The sequence below is a fragment of the Pseudomonas taetrolens genome (assembly GCF_900475285.1).
Classification (GTDB): domain Bacteria; phylum Pseudomonadota; class Gammaproteobacteria; order Pseudomonadales; family Pseudomonadaceae; genus Aquipseudomonas; species Aquipseudomonas taetrolens.
The window spans coordinates 2,242,392-2,258,597 of record NZ_LS483370.1; the positions used below are offsets into that span (position 1 = coordinate 2,242,392).

General features: G+C 59.5%; 12 protein-coding genes. 7 read left to right on the forward strand and 5 right to left on the reverse strand.

Translation table 11 applies throughout. The features are described 5' to 3' along the window. Positions 1-547: 547 nt before the first annotated feature. Genes DQN55_RS10360 through DQN55_RS10380 form a run of 5 tightly spaced genes read left to right on the forward strand, consistent with a single transcriptional unit; the run spans position 548 to position 5,150 of the window. Complete coding sequence (locus DQN55_RS10360; RefSeq protein ID WP_048380203.1) at positions 548-1,438, forward strand: VOC family protein; 891 nt, start codon at positions 548-550, stop codon at positions 1,436-1,438. A 37-nt stretch (positions 1,439-1,475) separates the two neighbouring features. Next, complete coding sequence (locus DQN55_RS10365) at positions 1,476-2,351, forward strand: CoA transferase subunit A (protein WP_048380202.1); 876 nt, start codon at positions 1,476-1,478, stop codon at positions 2,349-2,351. An 11-nt stretch (positions 2,352-2,362) separates the two neighbouring features. After that, on the forward strand, positions 2,363-3,160 hold the full coding sequence (locus DQN55_RS10370) for a CoA-transferase subunit beta (protein WP_048380200.1): 798 nt from the start codon (positions 2,363-2,365) through the stop codon (positions 3,158-3,160). Between the two features lie 14 nt (positions 3,161-3,174). Next, entirely contained in the window at positions 3,175-4,080 is a 906-nt protein-coding gene (locus DQN55_RS10375; RefSeq protein ID WP_048380198.1) for an enoyl-CoA hydratase, read from the forward strand. Continuing rightward, complete coding sequence (locus DQN55_RS10380) at positions 4,077-5,150, forward strand: NAD(P)H-dependent flavin oxidoreductase (protein WP_048380196.1); 1,074 nt, start codon at positions 4,077-4,079, stop codon at positions 5,148-5,150. The genes DQN55_RS10375 and DQN55_RS10380 overlap by 4 nt, the downstream gene beginning before the upstream one ends. Before the next feature lie 51 nt (positions 5,151-5,201). Here the strand turns inward: DQN55_RS10380 and DQN55_RS10385 are convergent, their stop codons facing one another. The 5 genes from DQN55_RS10385 to DQN55_RS10405 all read right to left on the reverse strand — a co-directional run bounded on the left by DQN55_RS10385 (position 5,202) and on the right by DQN55_RS10405 (position 9,555). Continuing rightward, entirely contained in the window at positions 5,202-6,308 is a 1,107-nt protein-coding gene (locus tag DQN55_RS10385) for a Gfo/Idh/MocA family protein (protein ID WP_048380194.1), read from the reverse strand. Between the two features lie 119 nt (positions 6,309-6,427). Then, the gene (locus DQN55_RS10390) at positions 6,428-7,195 is read right to left on the reverse strand and encodes an SDR family oxidoreductase (protein WP_048380192.1); all 768 of its coding nucleotides are present in this window, start codon (positions 7,193-7,195) and stop codon (positions 6,428-6,430) included. A 22-nt stretch (positions 7,196-7,217) separates the two neighbouring features. Then, positions 7,218-8,276, reverse strand: a complete 1,059-nt coding sequence (locus tag DQN55_RS10395; RefSeq protein WP_048380191.1) for a phosphotransferase family protein — start codon at positions 8,274-8,276, stop codon at positions 7,218-7,220. Positions 8,277-8,473: 197 nt separating this feature from the next. Then, the gene (locus DQN55_RS10400) at positions 8,474-8,788 is read right to left on the reverse strand and encodes an SCP2 sterol-binding domain-containing protein (protein ID WP_048380190.1); all 315 of its coding nucleotides are present in this window, start codon (positions 8,786-8,788) and stop codon (positions 8,474-8,476) included. A gap of 56 nt (positions 8,789-8,844) precedes the next feature. Continuing rightward, positions 8,845-9,555 carry a histidine phosphatase family protein gene (locus DQN55_RS10405; RefSeq protein WP_048380188.1) on the reverse strand — a complete coding sequence of 237 codons (711 nt, stop codon included), beginning with the start codon at positions 9,553-9,555 and terminating at the stop codon, positions 8,845-8,847. A gap of 206 nt (positions 9,556-9,761) precedes the next feature. Between DQN55_RS10405 and sohB the strand changes: the two genes are divergently transcribed. Together sohB and DQN55_RS10415 are read left to right on the forward strand one after the other, a co-directional pair. Beyond that, positions 9,762-10,784 carry a protease SohB gene (gene sohB, locus DQN55_RS10410; RefSeq protein WP_048380186.1) on the forward strand — a complete coding sequence of 341 codons (1,023 nt, stop codon included), beginning with the start codon at positions 9,762-9,764 and terminating at the stop codon, positions 10,782-10,784. A gap of 246 nt (positions 10,785-11,030) precedes the next feature. Next, positions 11,031-16,145, forward strand: coding sequence for an NEL-type E3 ubiquitin ligase domain-containing protein (locus tag DQN55_RS10415; protein ID WP_053070902.1), 5,115 nt, complete (start codon positions 11,031-11,033; stop codon positions 16,143-16,145). Positions 16,146-16,206: the final 61 nt, after the last annotated feature.

The following is a 16,206-nucleotide window of genomic DNA, read 5'->3' on the forward strand; positions in this document are numbered from 1 at the left end:
GGGCGTAGCTGCATTTCCTGGCTTTGAAGGCCCTTCGGGCCTTATCGCAGCCTGCGGCAGCGGCTACAAAGGCTGCAGGTCGTGGGGATTCTGTAGCCGCAGCCGCCCCGGTTTTCCGCAACCCGTAGCAGCCGTCGAGCGGAACGAGGCCGCGTCCGGCGGTGCAGCCGTCTTAGATCCATCCCCGTGCGCGGGTCAAGCAACCCCAGGGCGTAGCTGCATTGCCTGGTTTTGAAGGCCCTTCGGGCCTTATCGCAGCCTGCGGCAGCGGCTACAAAGGCTGCAGGTCGTGGGGATTCTGTAGCCGCAGCCGCCCCGGTTTTCTGCAACCCGTAGCAGCTGTCGAGCGGAGCGAGGCCGCGTCCGGCGGTGGAGCCGTCGTAAAGTCGGTGACCCCATCTATCGCTGGACGTCGCCTCGTTGCACTCGACAGTTGCTACGGATGCGCAGTGCCCCACGGTCTTAGTCTCAACGGACGATGAGTCCCGCAACCAACCTTCCCATACTGCCCTCAGCCAATAAATACAGGCATTAGAGGAGCAGGCACATGATCGACATTCGTGGTTTGAGCTACTTCGTTGCAGAGTCCGCCGATCCGGTTCAATGGCAGCGTTATGCCGAAGACGTGCTCGGAATGATGGTCTGTGAGGCACCCGCTGGCGGTTTGTACGTGAAGATGGATGAGCGTCCGTTCCGGATGTTGATCGTGCCTGGCGGTGAGTCGCGTTATCTGGCTTCCGGCTGGGAGCTGGCCAGCGAAGGTGCTTTCAACGCGGCCATCGAAACCCTGGAGCAGGCTGATGTCAGTTGGCGTCCGGGCACGCCCGAACAATGTGATCAGCGCGGGGTACAAGCACTGGTGCACGTGACCGATCCGTCGGGCAATCGCCATGAGCTGAGCTGGGGCCATCGTTCCGATTGCCAGCCATTTGTGTCGCCACAAGGCGTGCCGGGGTTTGTCACCGGTGACATGGGGTTGGGGCACACCGTGCTGCCTGCGCCGAACTTTGATGCCACCCTGGCCTTTGCCAAAGACGTACTCGGGTTTGAGCTGTCGGACATTTTCAACTTCCGCCCCGACCCCTCGGCACCGCCAATCCGCATCCACTTTTTGCATTGCAAAAACAGTCGCCATCACAGCCTGGCGCTGGCCGAGTATCCGGTGCCGTCAGGCTGCGTTCACGTAATGGTCGAGGTCGAGTCCATGACCGAAGTGGGCCGCGCCCACGATCGTCACATTGCCCATAACGTCCAGCTGTCCGCCACGCTCGGCCAGCACCTGAACGACCGCATGACTTCGTTCTACATGAAAACCCCTTCGGGCTTCGACCTGGAGTACGGCTATGGCGGCTTGCTGGTGGACTGGCAAGCGCACAGCGCATTTGAGTTCACCCGGGTGAGCCTGTGGGGACACGACTTTTCCGTTGGCCAGCCATAGGGCTCAGCCTCGATGGTTCAGCAGTAAGGAGCAACACATGAACAAGCAAATGACAGCGGCGGACGTGGTCGGCCAATTGCGTGACGGCATGACCATCGGCTTCGGCGGCTGGGGGCCTCGGCGCAAGCCGATGGCAATTGTGCGCGAGATCCTGCGTTCGGACGTCAAGGACCTGACGGTGGTCGCGTATGGCGGCCCGGAAGTCGGCATGCTGTGCGCGGCCGGCAAGGTCAAAAAGCTGATATTCGGCTTTGCCACTCTGGATGCGATCCCGCTGGAAGCCCACTTTCGCAAGGCACGTGAAGCCGGCGGGCTGGAGCTTATGGAACTGGACGAGGGCATGCTGCAGTGGGGCCTGCGTGCCGCAGGCATGCGGTTGCCGTTTTTGCCGACACGCTGCGGTCTGGCGACAGATGTCAGCCGCCTGAACCCCGAGATCAAGCAGGTGCAATCGCCTTATGCCGATGGCGAGGTGCTGCTGGCCATGCCCGCGCTGAACCTGGACATCGCCTTTTTGCACGTCAACGTCGCCGATCGTCTGGGCAATACGTTGGTGACCGGGCCGGATCCGTATTTTGATCATCTTTACGCTCGTGCGGCGAAGCAGTGCTTCGTGTCATGCGAGCGCATTGAAGAGCGTTTGAATCTCGATGCCACCCAGGCCCGCTTCAACACTTTCGAGCGCTATCTGGTTAGCGGTGTGGTGCATGCGCCGTTTGGTGCGCATCCGACATCGTGCCCGTCCGATTACGGCTGGGACATGAGCCACCTCAAGCGCTACAGCGCCAGTGCTGCAGAAGACGGCGGCTGGGATGCCTACGTCGCGGAATTTGTGACCCCTGGCGAAACCGCCTATCAGGCCAGCAATGGCGGTACCGAACGCCTGGGCGCTTTGCCGCTGCCAGTGTTTTAAGGAGTATGAGCATGACTGCTACTTGTGAATTCACCCTGGCTGAACTGTTGATCGTGGCCGCCAGCGAAGCCTGGCGCGATAACGGCGAAGTCATCGCCTCCGGCCTGGGTGTCATCCCGCGCCTGGGTGCAAGCCTGGCCAAGATGACCCATAGCCCTGAACTGTTGATGACCGACAGCGAAGCGTTTCTGGTGGAAGAGCCGATTCCGTTGGGCCCGCGTGGCGATTATGTGCCGCGCTACTCGGGCTACCTGTCGTTTGAGCGGGTATTCGAGTGTGTCTGGGGCGGACGCCGCCACGCGATGATCGGGCCGACCCAGGTCGATCGCTGGGGCCAGACCAACCTCTCATGCATTGGCGATTACCAAAAGCCCAAGGTCGCGATGCTCGGCGTGCGTGGCTTGCCGGGCAACAGCATCAACCACATCAACTCGCTGTTCGTCCCGTCCCATAACACCCGTGCGTTTGTCGCGGGGGAAGTGGACATGGTCTCGGGAGTCGGTTTCAACGCTGAGCGCTGGAAAGAGGGCATGCGTCGTGACCTGATGGACATTCGACTGGTCGTCACCGACTTGTGCGTCATGGACTTCGGTGGCCCGGACCGTGCGCCGCAGGTGCGTTCGTTGCACCCGGGTGTGACGTTTGAAGAGGTGCAGGAAAAGACCGGCTTTGAGCTGCTCAAGGCCGCTGACCTCAAGCAAACCGTGGCGCCCACACTGGAGCAACTGGCACTCATTCGCCGGCTGGATCCGCATGACTACCGCGCCGCCGCGCTCAAGGGCAACCCGCCCGGCATTCGTCAGGCCTAAGGCAAGGACTCCAGATGAACAGCGACAGCGAATTTGTGCAGCGGGCTGATACCGCTGTGTACGAAACCGAAGAACCGGTGCTGTATGCGGTGGCCGATGGCATTGCCTCGCTGACCCTCAATCGGCCCACGGTCAACAATGCCCAGAACTCGCAAATGACCTATGCGCTGGATGATGCCTTTCGCCGGGCGGTGAATGACGATGAGGTGAAAGTCATCGTGTTGCGCGGCAATGGCAAGCACTTTTCGGCAGGGCATGACATCGGCACACCGGGACGCGACATCAACAAGTCGTTCGACCGGGCGCATTTGTGGTGGGATCACACCAACAAGCCGGGGGGGGAATACCTGTATGCCCGTGAGCAAGAGGTGTACCTGGGCATGTGCCGGCGCTGGCGCGAAGTGCCCAAGCCGACCATCGCCATGGTTCAGGGTGCCTGTATTGCCGGGGGGCTGATGCTGGCCTGGGTGTGCGATCTGATCGTCGCCAGCGACGATGCGTTTTTCCAGGACCCGGTGGTGCGCATGGGGATACCGGGGGTTGAGTACTTTGCTCACCCCTACGAACTCAACCCGCGCATTGCCAAGGAATTCCTGTTCACCGGAGACCGGATGAGCGCTGGGCGCGCTTATCAAATGGGCATGGTCAACCGTCTGTTTGCCCGGGACGAGCTGGAGGCGGGGACCTATGCGCTGGCGGCAGCGATTGCCAAACAGCCACGCATGGGGTTGGCCCTGACCAAGCAGGCGATCAATCATGTCGAGGACTTGCAGGGCAAGCGGACAGCGATGGACGCGGTATTTGCCTGGCATCACTTTGCCCATAGCCATAACGAGTTGCTCTCGGGTGACAAGCTTGGCGGCTATGACGCCAAGGGCATGGCCGAGGCCAACAAGGCGGCTGCGGGAGAACGTGGATGAGCGAATATTTACAAACAGCGCTGACCGAGGCGCTGGGTTGCCGCTATCCCATCGTGCAAACCGCGATGGGTTGGGTGGCGGATGCCAATCTGGTGGTCGCCAGCACGCGGGCCGGAGCCTTTGGCTTTTTGGCCGGAGCCACGATTGCTACCGATGCGCTGGAGGCAGAAATCCAGCGCGTGATTGAAGCCACCGGCGGCAGCAACTTCGGCCTGAATTTTCATATGTTTCAGGAGAACGCGGCGCAATGCGTCGACCTGGCCATTGAATACCGTTTGCGTGCCGTGAGTTATGGCCGCGGCCCGGATCGTCAGACCATCGACCGCTTTAAAAAGGCCGGGGTGCTGTGTATTCCGACCGTGGGCGCGGTCAAGCATGCGGTCAAGGCGGTTGAGCTGGGGGCCGACATGATCACCGTGCAGGGGGGCGAAGGGGGCGGCCATACCGGCGGCGTACCGAGCACCATTTTGCTGCCGCAGGTGCTGGATGCCGTAGGCGTCCCGGTGATCGCGGCCGGTGGTTATTCCACTGGCCGTGGTCTGGCCGGGGCGTTGGCCACGGGGGCTGCCGGGATTGCCATGGGGACGCGGTTCTTGATGACCCGCGAATCGCCCACGCCCCTTGCGACACTGGAGCGTTACGTAAAGGTCGCCGACCCGCAGCAGATCCGGGTGACCACAGCGGTGGATGGCATGCGCCACCGAATGATCGAGAACGCGTTTATCAATCGCCTGGAAAAAGCCAGCGCCTTTGGCCGCCTGCGCATCGCCCTGGGGAGTGCCTGGCAATGGAAGCAACAGACCGGCATGAGCCTGGGCCACATGCTCAGCGTGTTTGCGCAGTCGGTGAAGGAAGATCCGGGGGCGTTGTCGCAGACCGTAATGGCGGCCAACCAGCCGGTGTTATTACAGCGTTCGATGGTGGACGGTGTCCCTGACGAAGGGATTTTGCCTTGCGGCCAGGTGGCGGCGGCGATTGGCGAACTGAAAAGCTGCCAGGCACTGATCGAAGACATGGTGCAAGAGGCTGAACGGTGTTTGCGGGCGGTCGCTGCCCGCCACGCCGTGTAGCGCCCTCAGCATGCTCGCGATGACGCGCCGTCACCGCGAGCCAAGGCCAGGTTACAGCGTTACCCAGCGCTGCTCCTGCGCCGCTACGCGAATGGCGCTGGCCAGGCGTTCGACCTGCCAGGCCTCTTCAAAGTCAGGGCCTGGAGCCGGTTGACCGGTACAGGCCTGGATTACCGCATGGACTTCCAGGGTTTTCAGTTCGTTGTAGCCCAGTTGATGGCCTGCGGCCGGACTGAAAGCGGCATAACCGGGCAATGCCGGCCCCGCCAGCAGCCGCTCGAATCCGCCTTGCCCCTGTTTGCACAGTTGCAGCTCATTCAAGCGTTCCTGGTCGAATTTCAGGGTGCCCAGGGTGCCGCTGATTTCAAAGCTCAAATGATTTTTGTAGCCGTGCTTGAGCCAGCTGCTGCTGAACGTGCCGCGTGCGCCATTGCTAAAACGCAACAGGGCGTGGGTCTGATCATCCACTGCAATGTCGCGCAGCTCGCTGCTGTTGAGGGTGGCTGGGCGTTGCGGGTGAACGGTCTGGCTATCGGCGCACACGGCTTCAATATCGCCCACCAGATAACGCGCCATGGCCAGCAAGTGGCTGCCCAGATCCGCCAATGCTCCCCCGGCGTGACCGGGCTCGCAGCGCCATGACCAGGGCAGGTTCGCATCGGCCATGAAGTCTTCGCTGAACTCACCCTGAAAGCTGATGATGCGACCCAGATCGCCGCGTTCGATCATCTGCTGCGCCAGTACCAGCATCGGGTTGTGCTGGTAGTTGTAGCCGACCCGGGTGACCACGCCTGCGGTTCGGGCCGCCAGACGCATCTGATCGGCCTGCTCAAGGCTTACGGCCAGGGGTTTTTCACAGTACACGGCCTTGCCCGCCGCGATGGCCGCCATGGCCATGGGGAAGTGCAGGTGATTGGGGGTGGTGATGGCGACCAGATCAACCTTGGGGTCGGTAATCAGCTGTTGCCAGTCATTGTGGGCGCGCTCAAAACCCCAGGCGGTCGCGCAGTGCCGGGCACGTTCAGCATCGGCATCGGACACCGCCGCCAGATGCAACTGCACCGGGAGTTCGAATGCCGCGCTGACGTTGCGAAACGCCAGCGCGTGGGCACGGCCCATAAAGCCGGTGCCAATCAAGCCTATTCCAAGTTGACGCATCGCCAGGATCCTTTGGATTATTATTTTCAGGAAGGCTATTTATGGAATAAATATTCCGTATTTGCAATGCCTGGAAATTAATATTCATCGGGGCCGGGTCACTGCCGCAGATTGCCGGATCAGGAGAGGTATCCGCCGTCCACATTCAACGAAACGCCAGTGGTATAGCTTGACGCATCGCTGGCCAGGTACAACACCGCACCGGCCATTTCTTCGGGGGCGGCGACGCGTTTCAGCGGGATGTGTTGCAGCGCGGCATTGAGGATGGCGTCATTCTTGACCAGCGCCGAGGCGAATCGGGTGTCGGTCAGGCCCGGAAGCAAAGCGTTGCAGCGGATACCGAAGGGCGCGCATTCCTTGGCAAACACTTTGGTCATGTTGATGACCGCAGCCTTGGTCATCGAGTACACGCCCTGAAACTCCCCGGGTGAAACGCCGTTGATCGAGGCCACGTTGATGATGCTGCCGCCCTGATGTTCACGCATCAGCTTGCCGGCTTCGACGGACATAAAGAAATAGCCGCGAATGTTCACATCCACGGTCTTCTGGAATGCGCCGGGATCAGTGTCCAGTACGTTACAGAACTGCGGGTTGGTGGCGGCGTTATTGACCAGAATATCGAGGCGGCCGAAGTCCTGGCGAATCCGCGAAAAGGCCTGGGTGATGTGTTCCATTTCGCCGATATGGCAAGCAATGGCCGTGGCTTTTCCACCTTCGGCGATGATGGCGTCGGCCACGGCCTGGCAGCCTTCGAGCTTGCGGCTGGAGACAATGACATGGGCACCTTGCTGGGCCAGCAGTTTGGCGATGGCTTCGCCGATACCGCGACTGGCACCGGAAACCAAGGCAATTTTGCCTTCCAGATCGAACAGTTGGGTCTTGGACATGCTGACTCCTGGGTGAACGGGTTTAACGGCGAATGACCTTGAGGCTCATCTGCTCCAGCAGCGCGTTCATCTGCACGAACGATGCGAAGCGCGGATCCCGGGTCTGGCCGTGGTAGAAGCGGTAGTAGATTTGCTGAACGATACCGGCCAGGCGGAACAGGCCGTAGGTGTAATAAAAGTCGTAGTTGTCGATCCTGTTGCCTGAACGTTCGGCGTAATAGTCGACGAATTCACGGCGGGTCAACATGCCCGGAGCATTGCTCGGTTGACGCCGCAATTGCTGGAACGGAGCCGGGTCGTCTGCCTCGACCCAGTAGGCGAGGGTGTTGCCCAGATCCATCAGCGGGTCGCCCAGGGTGGTCAGCTCCCAGTCCAGGACCCCGATGATGCGCATCGGGTCCTGCGGGTCCAGGATCACGTTATCGAAGCGGTAATCGTTGTGCACCAGGGCGGATTTCGGGTGGTCGGCCGGCATATTCGACCTGAGCCAGTCCTTAACGGCTTCCCAATGAGGCGCATCCGGAGTCCGGGCCTGTTCATAGCGCTCGCACCAGCCATTGATCTGGCGTTGCACATAGCCTTGGGGCTTGCCCAGGTCGCCCAGGCCGCAGGCGTGGTAGTCAACTTGATGCAGCTCAACCAGGGTGTCGATAAATCCCCGGCACAGATCGCGGGTAGCTGCGGGCCCGAGGTCAAGTTCGGGCGGCAGGTCGGCGCGCAAGATAATGCCTTTGACCCGCTCCATGACATAGAACTCGCTGCCGATCAGGGTGTCATCGGTGCAATGGAGGTAGGCCTGCGGGCAGTAGGGGAACGCCTGCTTGAGTTGATTGAGAATGCGGAACTCGCGGCCCATGTCGTGGGCCGACCTGGCTTTATGGCCAAAGGGCGGGCGGCGCAGCACCAGTTCACGATCCGGGTATTCAAGCAGGTAGGTCAGGTTGGATGCACCGCCGGGGAACTGGCTGATCACGGGCTTGCCCGCCAGCATCGGGATGTGGGCCTTGAGGTATGCATCTATCCGGGCGGCGTCAAGCTCTTCACCTGTGCGGATGTGGGTGGACGAATCGGTAAGCGCCATGTCTATCTCTTCTGCTTATTCTTGGGGCCTGAGAACATTCGCTAATCTAATGGGCCTCCCGAACCTCGACAAGCCGGCGACGGCCTTAATAGGCCGGGGTGTTAGTGGTCGATCAACCTCCTTGATAGCCCCTCAGTGAAGCGCAGGCAAAAAAAAACCGAAGCGCGTGGGCCTCGGTTTTGGGTGCCGCGTGTGGCTTAGGCCGGGAACAGGTCGCTCAGCTTCATTGCCAGCATCATGTCGCCTTCAGCGCGCAGTTTGCCGCCCATGAAGGCCTGCATGCCGTCAGTCTCGCCGCTGACGATGTCTTTCAGGGTGTCGCCGTCCATGACCAGAGTCACTTGAGCGTCCGGGTTTTCACCTTCTTGCAGTTCGCAGGTGTTGTCTTTGACGATCAGCGAGAAGTGCTTGGAGTCATCGATGCGAAAACCGAATACCAGGTCCAGGCCCGCAGCAGCGGCTGGGTTGAATTTGGCTTTCATTGCTTGAACGGCATCAGCTACAGAAGTCATGGTTCGATCCTTTATAGGGTGAGTTACAGCGACCCGAAGGGCGCGTTTGCCATCGCTTATCGGTAGGTGATCAGTGATGGCGTCTTCAACAGCTGCAGATGCAAATGACTGTTGAAGGAAGCCAGGGTGACCTCGTCGCCGTGGTACTTGAGGTGGCTGAGCGAGGTGTTTGCGATCTGCCAGGTCAGCTTGAAGGCTTCGCTGGCGGGAATTCGGGTCAACAGATGAAGCAGGGCAGTGATGGTGCCGCCGGAGGTGAATACAGCGATGGATTGCCCGGTATCAGCCTGCTTGAGAAGACGTGTGAGCCCGGCCTGTACCCGCTCGACAAATCCTGCCCAGCTTTCCAGCCCGGGCGTGTCCCAGTTGCCGCTGATCCAGCGAGCGATGATCAGTTCAAAGATGCGCTGGAACTCCACCGGATTGTGAACGGCATTGCTCATGGCCGTCAGGGCTTCGGGCTCATCCGGCAACAACCCCGGCAGCAGTCCTTCAAGCACGCCATAGGCGTCAAATTCATTGAAGGCTGCATCGACTTCCAGCCCGGGAGTGGCCAGGCCTGCGGCACTGAATCGGGCCATGGCATGTCGCGCGGTGTCCTGTTGGCGCGACAGGTCGCCGGACAGGCAGCGATCGAAGTTCAGGCCAAGATCCAGCAGATGCTGGCCCACGACTTGCGCCTGGCGCACACCCAGCGGCGACAACACATCGTAGTCGTCTGCACCGAAGGAGGCCTGGCCATGTCTTATCAGATAGATGCTACCCACGTCCGCTTCATCCCGGTACGTTGAAAGTCTGGCGAGGTTAGGAGGATGGCAAGGTACTGTCAATGAAAAAACATACGCTTGTTTGAATTGTGCCGATGCCCTTGTGCGCAGGTGTTTGCCGGCTGGCCGGCAGCGGGTCGCGCCGGTATGCTTGAGGCCATTGCGCAGCCCTGTCCCGGGGGTTGCTTACGTTCGAAGGAGAGGGTGTGGAATTTCTTGCCGAGTACGCCAGTTTTTTGGCCAAAACCGTGACCCTTGTGGTCGCTATCCTGGTGGTGCTGGTGACCCTTGCGGCCTTGCGCGGCAAAGGGCGTCGCCGCTCTGCGGGGCAATTGCAGATCAGCAACCTGAATGACTTCTACAAAGGCCTGCGCGAACGTCTGGAGCAATCACTGCTGAGCAAGGATCAGCTCAAGACACTGCGCAAGCAAACCGCCAAGGCTGACAAGAAGCTGAAGAAACAACCCGAAGAAAAGCCACGGGTATTCGTGCTGGACTTCGACGGTGATATCAAGGCTTCGGCGACCGAGAGCCTGCGGCACGAAATCACCAGCCTGCTGACCCTGGCCACCCCGGCGGATGAAGTGGTGCTGCGTCTCGAAAGCGGTGGCGGCATGGTCCACAGCTACGGCCTCGCGTCGTCACAACTGGCACGTATTCGCCAGGCCGGTATCCCGCTGACGGTGTGCATCGATAAAGTGGCTGCCAGCGGCGGTTACATGATGGCGTGCATCGGCCAAAAGATTATCAGCGCACCTTTTGCCATTCTGGGTTCTATCGGGGTCGTGGCGCAGTTGCCCAACGTTAACCGCTTGCTGAAGAAACACGACATCGATTACGAAGTGCTCACGGCGGGTGAATACAAACGCACCTTGACGGTGTTTGGCGAAAACACCGAGAAAGGCCGCGAGAAGTTTCAACAGGATCTGGACATCACTCACCAGTTGTTCAAAAACTTCGTGGCCAAGTACCGTCCCCAGCTAGCCATTGATGAAGTGGCCACCGGAGAAGTCTGGCTGGGGGTTGCTGCCGTTGACATGAAACTGGTTGATGAGTTGAAAACCAGCGACGAGTATCTGGCTGAACGGGCCAGGGACGCTCAACTGTTCCACTTGCACTATGCCCAGCGTAAAAGCCTGCAGGAGCGGGTAGGGCTGGCTGCCAGCCAGTCTGCCGAACGGGTGGCGGACTCGTTGTGGAGCCGTTTGACCCAACAGCGCTTCTGGTGATCCATGATCGGCGCCCTTGCGACACTTGACGCAAGGGCGCCGATTGACGTTGTTATCGAGGCAACTTGCTAATGGATAACGGCGATTAAAAGTTGTTCGGATGGCATGTTTAAAGTCTGGTGTTACTTATATATGCGATTGCCTTTGATTACAGGTGAGTTGCACGCTGACTTGATCGGGTATTCAATTAAATCTCTTTGAACGCTGCGTATACGCTAAAGCCTCGACATTATTCAGGTTTTAGTCATGACACTTTTCACGGACTTACCGACTCCTGTTAATGGGCAGGTGTCGACCGAACACCCACCGTTGTTGCCTACGACAGCGGCCGAGTACCTTCACGATGATCTGATTGCCACACAGTTGCCCGCCTGGTTCAAAGAGGCGCCTCTCGGTGTGCGCGACGCGTTGCGCGAAACCCTTGATCAGTGGCACCGCACACAAACCGTAGTCGCTGATGTTTTTGCCCGTATGCAGCCGATCAGGCAATTTGCCGAACAGCGCTTGCAGGCTGCCCTGGCCGCATACGGCTGGGGTCATGTTGACCCCCACGCTTATGGTTTGAAACAGATTCGTCTGTTACAGAATGCATTGATATTCATCACCAATCAGCAACTCAAGATTGTCGATACCTTGGTGCGTCAAACGTTGCCCGATATTGTGGTTCCGGAATCTTTTGAAATAGATCTGATTTCCAGTATCAGTCAACACAGCCTGTTGCATGCCGCACTGCAGAACTTTGAGGGCGCCGAAACACAACCAGGAGGCTTCGAGACGGGCACGGCCATTTTCAGTCTGCAGAACAACCGGCTGATCGAGCACCCGGAGTTACCCCCGGAAACGTTTGCCGCCATCAGCCGTAACCTGAATCTGGGTGAACAGTACCAGGCGCATCTCAGTAACCTGTTCAACCCTCCCGACGATGTTTATGAACCTGAAGATCCCCGCTCCAGGGCATACCAGATCAACGCCAGTTTCATTGCGAACAAACAGCATGAGTTCATCGCTGAATTGCACATGGCATACATGAAAGGGCAACTCTCCTATGCGAACTACCACGCCATTCTGCAAGGGGTCTGGCCTGGCAAGGCAGGGCAGGACGTGACAGCAGGCCACAGCACGCTCGAAGTGATGGGCTTTGAAGTACCAGGAATCATGGTGCTTTGGCCCGAGCGAACAACCTCCAGGACGCATTCGCCTTGCGTGGTGTATTTGCCGCAGTCGCCCTACAAGGTGTTCAACGAGTTTCAGCGTTTCGACCTGTTCAAGGAGCAGTTGCGCGACTGGTTGAAGACGCCGGAATTTTCCCGGTATTTTGTCCAGCGTGTGCCGTTGCGCCATCGTGCTCAGTTCATGCAACGCAGCGATATAAGACATGTCGCCTGGGATTCGCTGCTGCTGTTGAGCCCGCAAGTCATTACCGAGTCGGTCATTATGGTCGAGACGCGCCATGTCGATCAGTCCGGCAATCCCTTCGAAGTTGCCTGGCAATTGCAGCGAGCGCAGATCATGGACGATGCACGGCTATTGGCCGTGCCGACCGCCGATGAAGACTCGAAGAGCCGGCTAAAGCGCCAGGTCGAATATTTGAATGCCGGTTTGAGTGTGCTGACACTGGTGCTGGGTTTTGTACCCGTGCTGGGTGAGATCCTGCTGGCCTTCAGCCTGATCCAGGTGGGACTGAATGTGTTCAAGGGCATTCAGGCCTGGCAACGCAATGATCGCCTGAAAGCCCTCGACTATTTGTTCGATGTGGCCCAGAACCTTGCTCTGGTGGCTGTACCGGCAGCAGCCAAGGGCTTGCGCTCATCCCCCGAACCGGTGGTCGACAAGCTGGTCAGGGTGACTCTGAGCAACGGCGAAAAGCGTTTATGGAAACCCGACCTCACCCCGTACCAGGAAGACCCCGCACGTTTGTGGGGGCTTGAGCCCGATGCGCAGGGTATCTACAGCCGTGATGACAAAGCGTACATACGTCTCGATTCTGCGGTGTACCGGATCAAGGCGGACCGGAGCACCGGGCAAGGTGTCATTTTGCACCCTGACGATCCGTCGGCCTATACCCCCAAAGTGCGTGGCAATTCAGGCGGGCAATGGGCTCACGAACTTGAAGATCCCCTGCGCTGGCCGCGGCTGCAATTGTTCCGGCGGCTGGGGCCGGCTGCCGAGGCGTTGTCCGATGTGAACGCAGAACACGTGCTGCAGATCACCGGCACCTCCGACGACATTTTGCGCAAAGTGCACATGGACCTTCTGCCGATGCCCGCGTTGCTGGCTGACTGTCTCACACGGGTGAGTCTGGTCGATCAGGTCGAATCCTTTGTCGCCCACATGAAAGCCGGGATGGATGGACGTGCGGAGTTTGCGCCCCTGCAACTGGAAGTGTTGACACGATTGCCCAGCTGGCCTGCCGACCGGGTGTTGCGCGTGGTGGACAAGCGGGGTGGGATAGTCCGGGAGTATGGGTACCTGCAGATTGCATCCGGGCCTCGCTTGCAAATTGCCGAAGCGCAAATCAGGAAGGGCGATCTGCTCAAGGTCACGCTTGAGAGCTTGTCCCAGGCTCAAATCGAACACTTGCTCGGCGAGCCGGTGACCGGGCTTGTGCCGCAGCGGCAGGCGTTGGCACGCCTGATAGGCGAGGCGGCCGAGGCAGAGCAGGCGCAGCTTGTCTCACGGCTCTACACCCTGAGTGAAAAGGCCCGGCCGGAACTGATGGGCATCCAGCATGCTTTGCCAAGCTTGCCGGTGAGGGTGCTCGAAGAACTTTCCAGTCACCTGACACCCCGGGAAGCGCAGACATTAGCCGAAAACGGACGATTGCCGCTGCGCATCCTGGAGGAGGGACGGGTCTACAGGCAAATGCTGCGCTTGAATCGCGCACTGGAAGGGTTGTTCTATCCCGTATTGAGCAATGCGGACAGCCACAGCCTGGTGTGGCACACATTGCCTTTGCTGCGTGGATGGTCGGCCCAGTCCAACCTTGAGTTGTACAGCACCGTCACGGGCAAGAAGCTGGGCGGCGTCATCGGTGACCCGTCGGGGTACAGCGCCAAGCTGTACAAAACGGAAAACGCGTATGAGGCGGTGGATGGCCGCAGTGGTGAAGCGGTCACTGACCCCGATCTCTTGCCCGTGCTGTACAAGGCATTGAATTTGACTCAGCGCTACGCACTGGACCTGCCTTTGGACGAGGGCGTGTCGGTGTTGCGCAGTCGCCTGTGCCGCCTCGCGGCACAGCAACGCGCCGCGTCCGCCCAAGGGTTGGGGATGCAAAAGATAAAGCCCTGGTTCAAATCACCGATGCGCCTGGCTGAGGGGCGTCTGGGGTATCCCATGGGAGGGCGTGTCGGGCGTTTGCCCAGTGAAAATGACCCGCGTCTGCTCAAAGATTTGGTACACGAACTGTATCCATTGCTGTCCGAGGCTGAAACAGAGCGTTTATTGCTGAGCTTTCGACAGCCGTCGGCGCAGGCGACGCGTGAGCTTGTCAGGCGCAAGGCCGAGCTGGATAAGTTGCGTCGCGTGCTGGACGACTGGGAGGCGTCGCCGTCATGGACTCAGTCACTGTCCGGTGCACGGGTCAAGGTATCAACCGCCCACAAACAGCAGATGAAACAGGCCATCATCAGCGCCTGGCGCAGACAGACGCCGACGCTGACCGTGGACAATCACATCGGCCATGAGCTCAATCTCAATGGCTGGCCGGTGGACAGCCTGCCGACCCTGAACGCCGACTTCAGCCATGTCAGTGCCTTGCATTTGGCCCATGCCACCGGTGGTATCTCATCGACATTTCTGGAAAATTTTCCGGGCCTGCGGGTGTTGTCACTGATCGATAATGGCCTGACCGAAGTACCCGCTGCACTGTCAGCGATGCCCGATCTGATCGACCTGAACCTGCAAGGCAATCAGATCGTGCTGAGTGGTACAACGAGCGGGATTCTGTCGGGCTTGACCCGTCTCAGGTCCTTGAACCTGACCGGTAATCCTCTGGGGCGTACGTTTTCAGTCCGCCAAATGGGTAATCTTCAGCACTTGATGCTGCGGTACACGGGGCTCAGCGCATGGCCCGAAGGGGTGGAGAGGCTTACGCAAATGCGCCTGATGGATCTTCGCAACAACGCGATCACCCAGGTACCGGCACAGGTCCTGACGCCGGAGCGGTACGCAATCAACCGGGTGACGTCATTGCATGACAACCCGCTGGATCCTGACTCGTTACGCCGCCTTGAGCTGTATCGTCGCGAGCACGGGATTAACTTCGGTATCTCTGCCCAGCGCCAGCATGTTGCCGAGGAAGGCGGCATTTACCACTGGGCGGTGTCCCCCAGCCGCGAGCAAACACGTCAATGGCAGGCCCTTAGCGAGCATGGAGAGTCCGGTGACTTCTTCCGGGTCCTGGAAGACCTGAGCGCTTCGTCACAGTTCACCCATACCCGACAAGACCTGACGCAACGCGTCTGGAAGTTGATAGGCGCTGCACATGACAACCAGGAGGTGCGCGAGCGACTGTTCGCCATGGCCGGACATCAGCGTACCTGCGCCGATGGCATTGCCATGGTGTTTGCCGACATGGAGTTGAACTACAGCATTTTCCAGGCCGAATCTTCGCTCAACACCGAGCAGCAACTGCTGAATCTGGCCCGAGGGTTGTTCCGCATCGAAAAGCTCAATGCGTATGTGTCGAGGGTGCTCGATGACCGGATCATCCGCATCATGAGCAAACAACAGGATTATGTGCAGCGGCTGCAGGTACTGGCCGACGAGCACCCCGGTGTCGCGACCAGGCCTGTAAGTGAAATGGCGCCTGTGGACCAACAGGGCGTGGCTTATCGTCTGGGCTCGCCGGAGGCCACGCGACTGGCGAGTTACCTGAGCCCGCTCTGGGTGCAGCAAGAGGTTGCACGGCTTGATCCGCTGGAGGTGCAAATGTTTTATCAGGTCAACCTGGCGCGTGTGCTTGAGTTGCCCGCGCGGCCCAAGAGCATGCAATTCGGGAACGTGGCCGAAGTGACCCCGCAGGAGTTGTCAGTGGCCAGGCAGTATGTGCTGCAGCAAGAAACACAGCCGGCGTTGCAGGCCTTCATTGAGAAGCAAGTGTTTTGGGGAGAGTACTTGCGAAAGAAATACCCGGAAGCTTTTAACGGCATGTCGACCAATCACCAGAACCGCATGGACACGGTGTATTCGGAGCGCGGCGAGGGGACCGATGAGGAGTACATGGAGAAAATCAGTACGGTTGTCGAGAGTCGCGAACGCGCGATGGATCTGGTCGTGAGTGAACTGACACGACAGGAGCTCGAGCAGCATCCTTTTGCCCTGGCCGAACCCAGGCCGTCTACGTCAAGGGACACCTGATCCCCGTAGCACCGGGCTGAGCCCTGAGTCACGCACAACGGTGCGGCCCAGGACTCAGAGC

What these genes read in the sequence shown, in the direction of transcription:
- DQN55_RS10360 (WP_048380203.1), top strand. Translation starts at nt 548, where the DNA reads ATGATCGACATTCGTGGTTTGAGCTACTTCGTTGCAGAGTCCGCCGAT.
- DQN55_RS10365 (WP_048380202.1), top strand. Translation starts at nt 1,476, where the DNA reads ATGAACAAGCAAATGACAGCGGCGGACGTGGTCGGCCAATTGCGTGAC.
- DQN55_RS10370 (WP_048380200.1), top strand. Translation starts at nt 2,363, where the DNA reads ATGACTGCTACTTGTGAATTCACCCTGGCTGAACTGTTGATCGTGGCC.
- DQN55_RS10375 (WP_048380198.1), top strand. Translation starts at nt 3,175, where the DNA reads ATGAACAGCGACAGCGAATTTGTGCAGCGGGCTGATACCGCTGTGTAC.
- DQN55_RS10380 (WP_048380196.1), top strand. Translation starts at nt 4,077, where the DNA reads ATGAGCGAATATTTACAAACAGCGCTGACCGAGGCGCTGGGTTGCCGC.
- DQN55_RS10385 (WP_048380194.1), bottom strand. Translation starts at nt 6,308, where the DNA reads ATGCGTCAACTTGGAATAGGCTTGATTGGCACCGGCTTTATGGGCCGT.
- DQN55_RS10390 (WP_048380192.1), bottom strand. Translation starts at nt 7,195, where the DNA reads ATGTCCAAGACCCAACTGTTCGATCTGGAAGGCAAAATTGCCTTGGTT.
- DQN55_RS10395 (WP_048380191.1), bottom strand. Translation starts at nt 8,276, where the DNA reads ATGGCGCTTACCGATTCGTCCACCCACATCCGCACAGGTGAAGAGCTT.
- DQN55_RS10400 (WP_048380190.1), bottom strand. Translation starts at nt 8,788, where the DNA reads ATGACTTCTGTAGCTGATGCCGTTCAAGCAATGAAAGCCAAATTCAAC.
- DQN55_RS10415 (WP_053070902.1), top strand. Translation starts at nt 11,031, where the DNA reads ATGACACTTTTCACGGACTTACCGACTCCTGTTAATGGGCAGGTGTCG.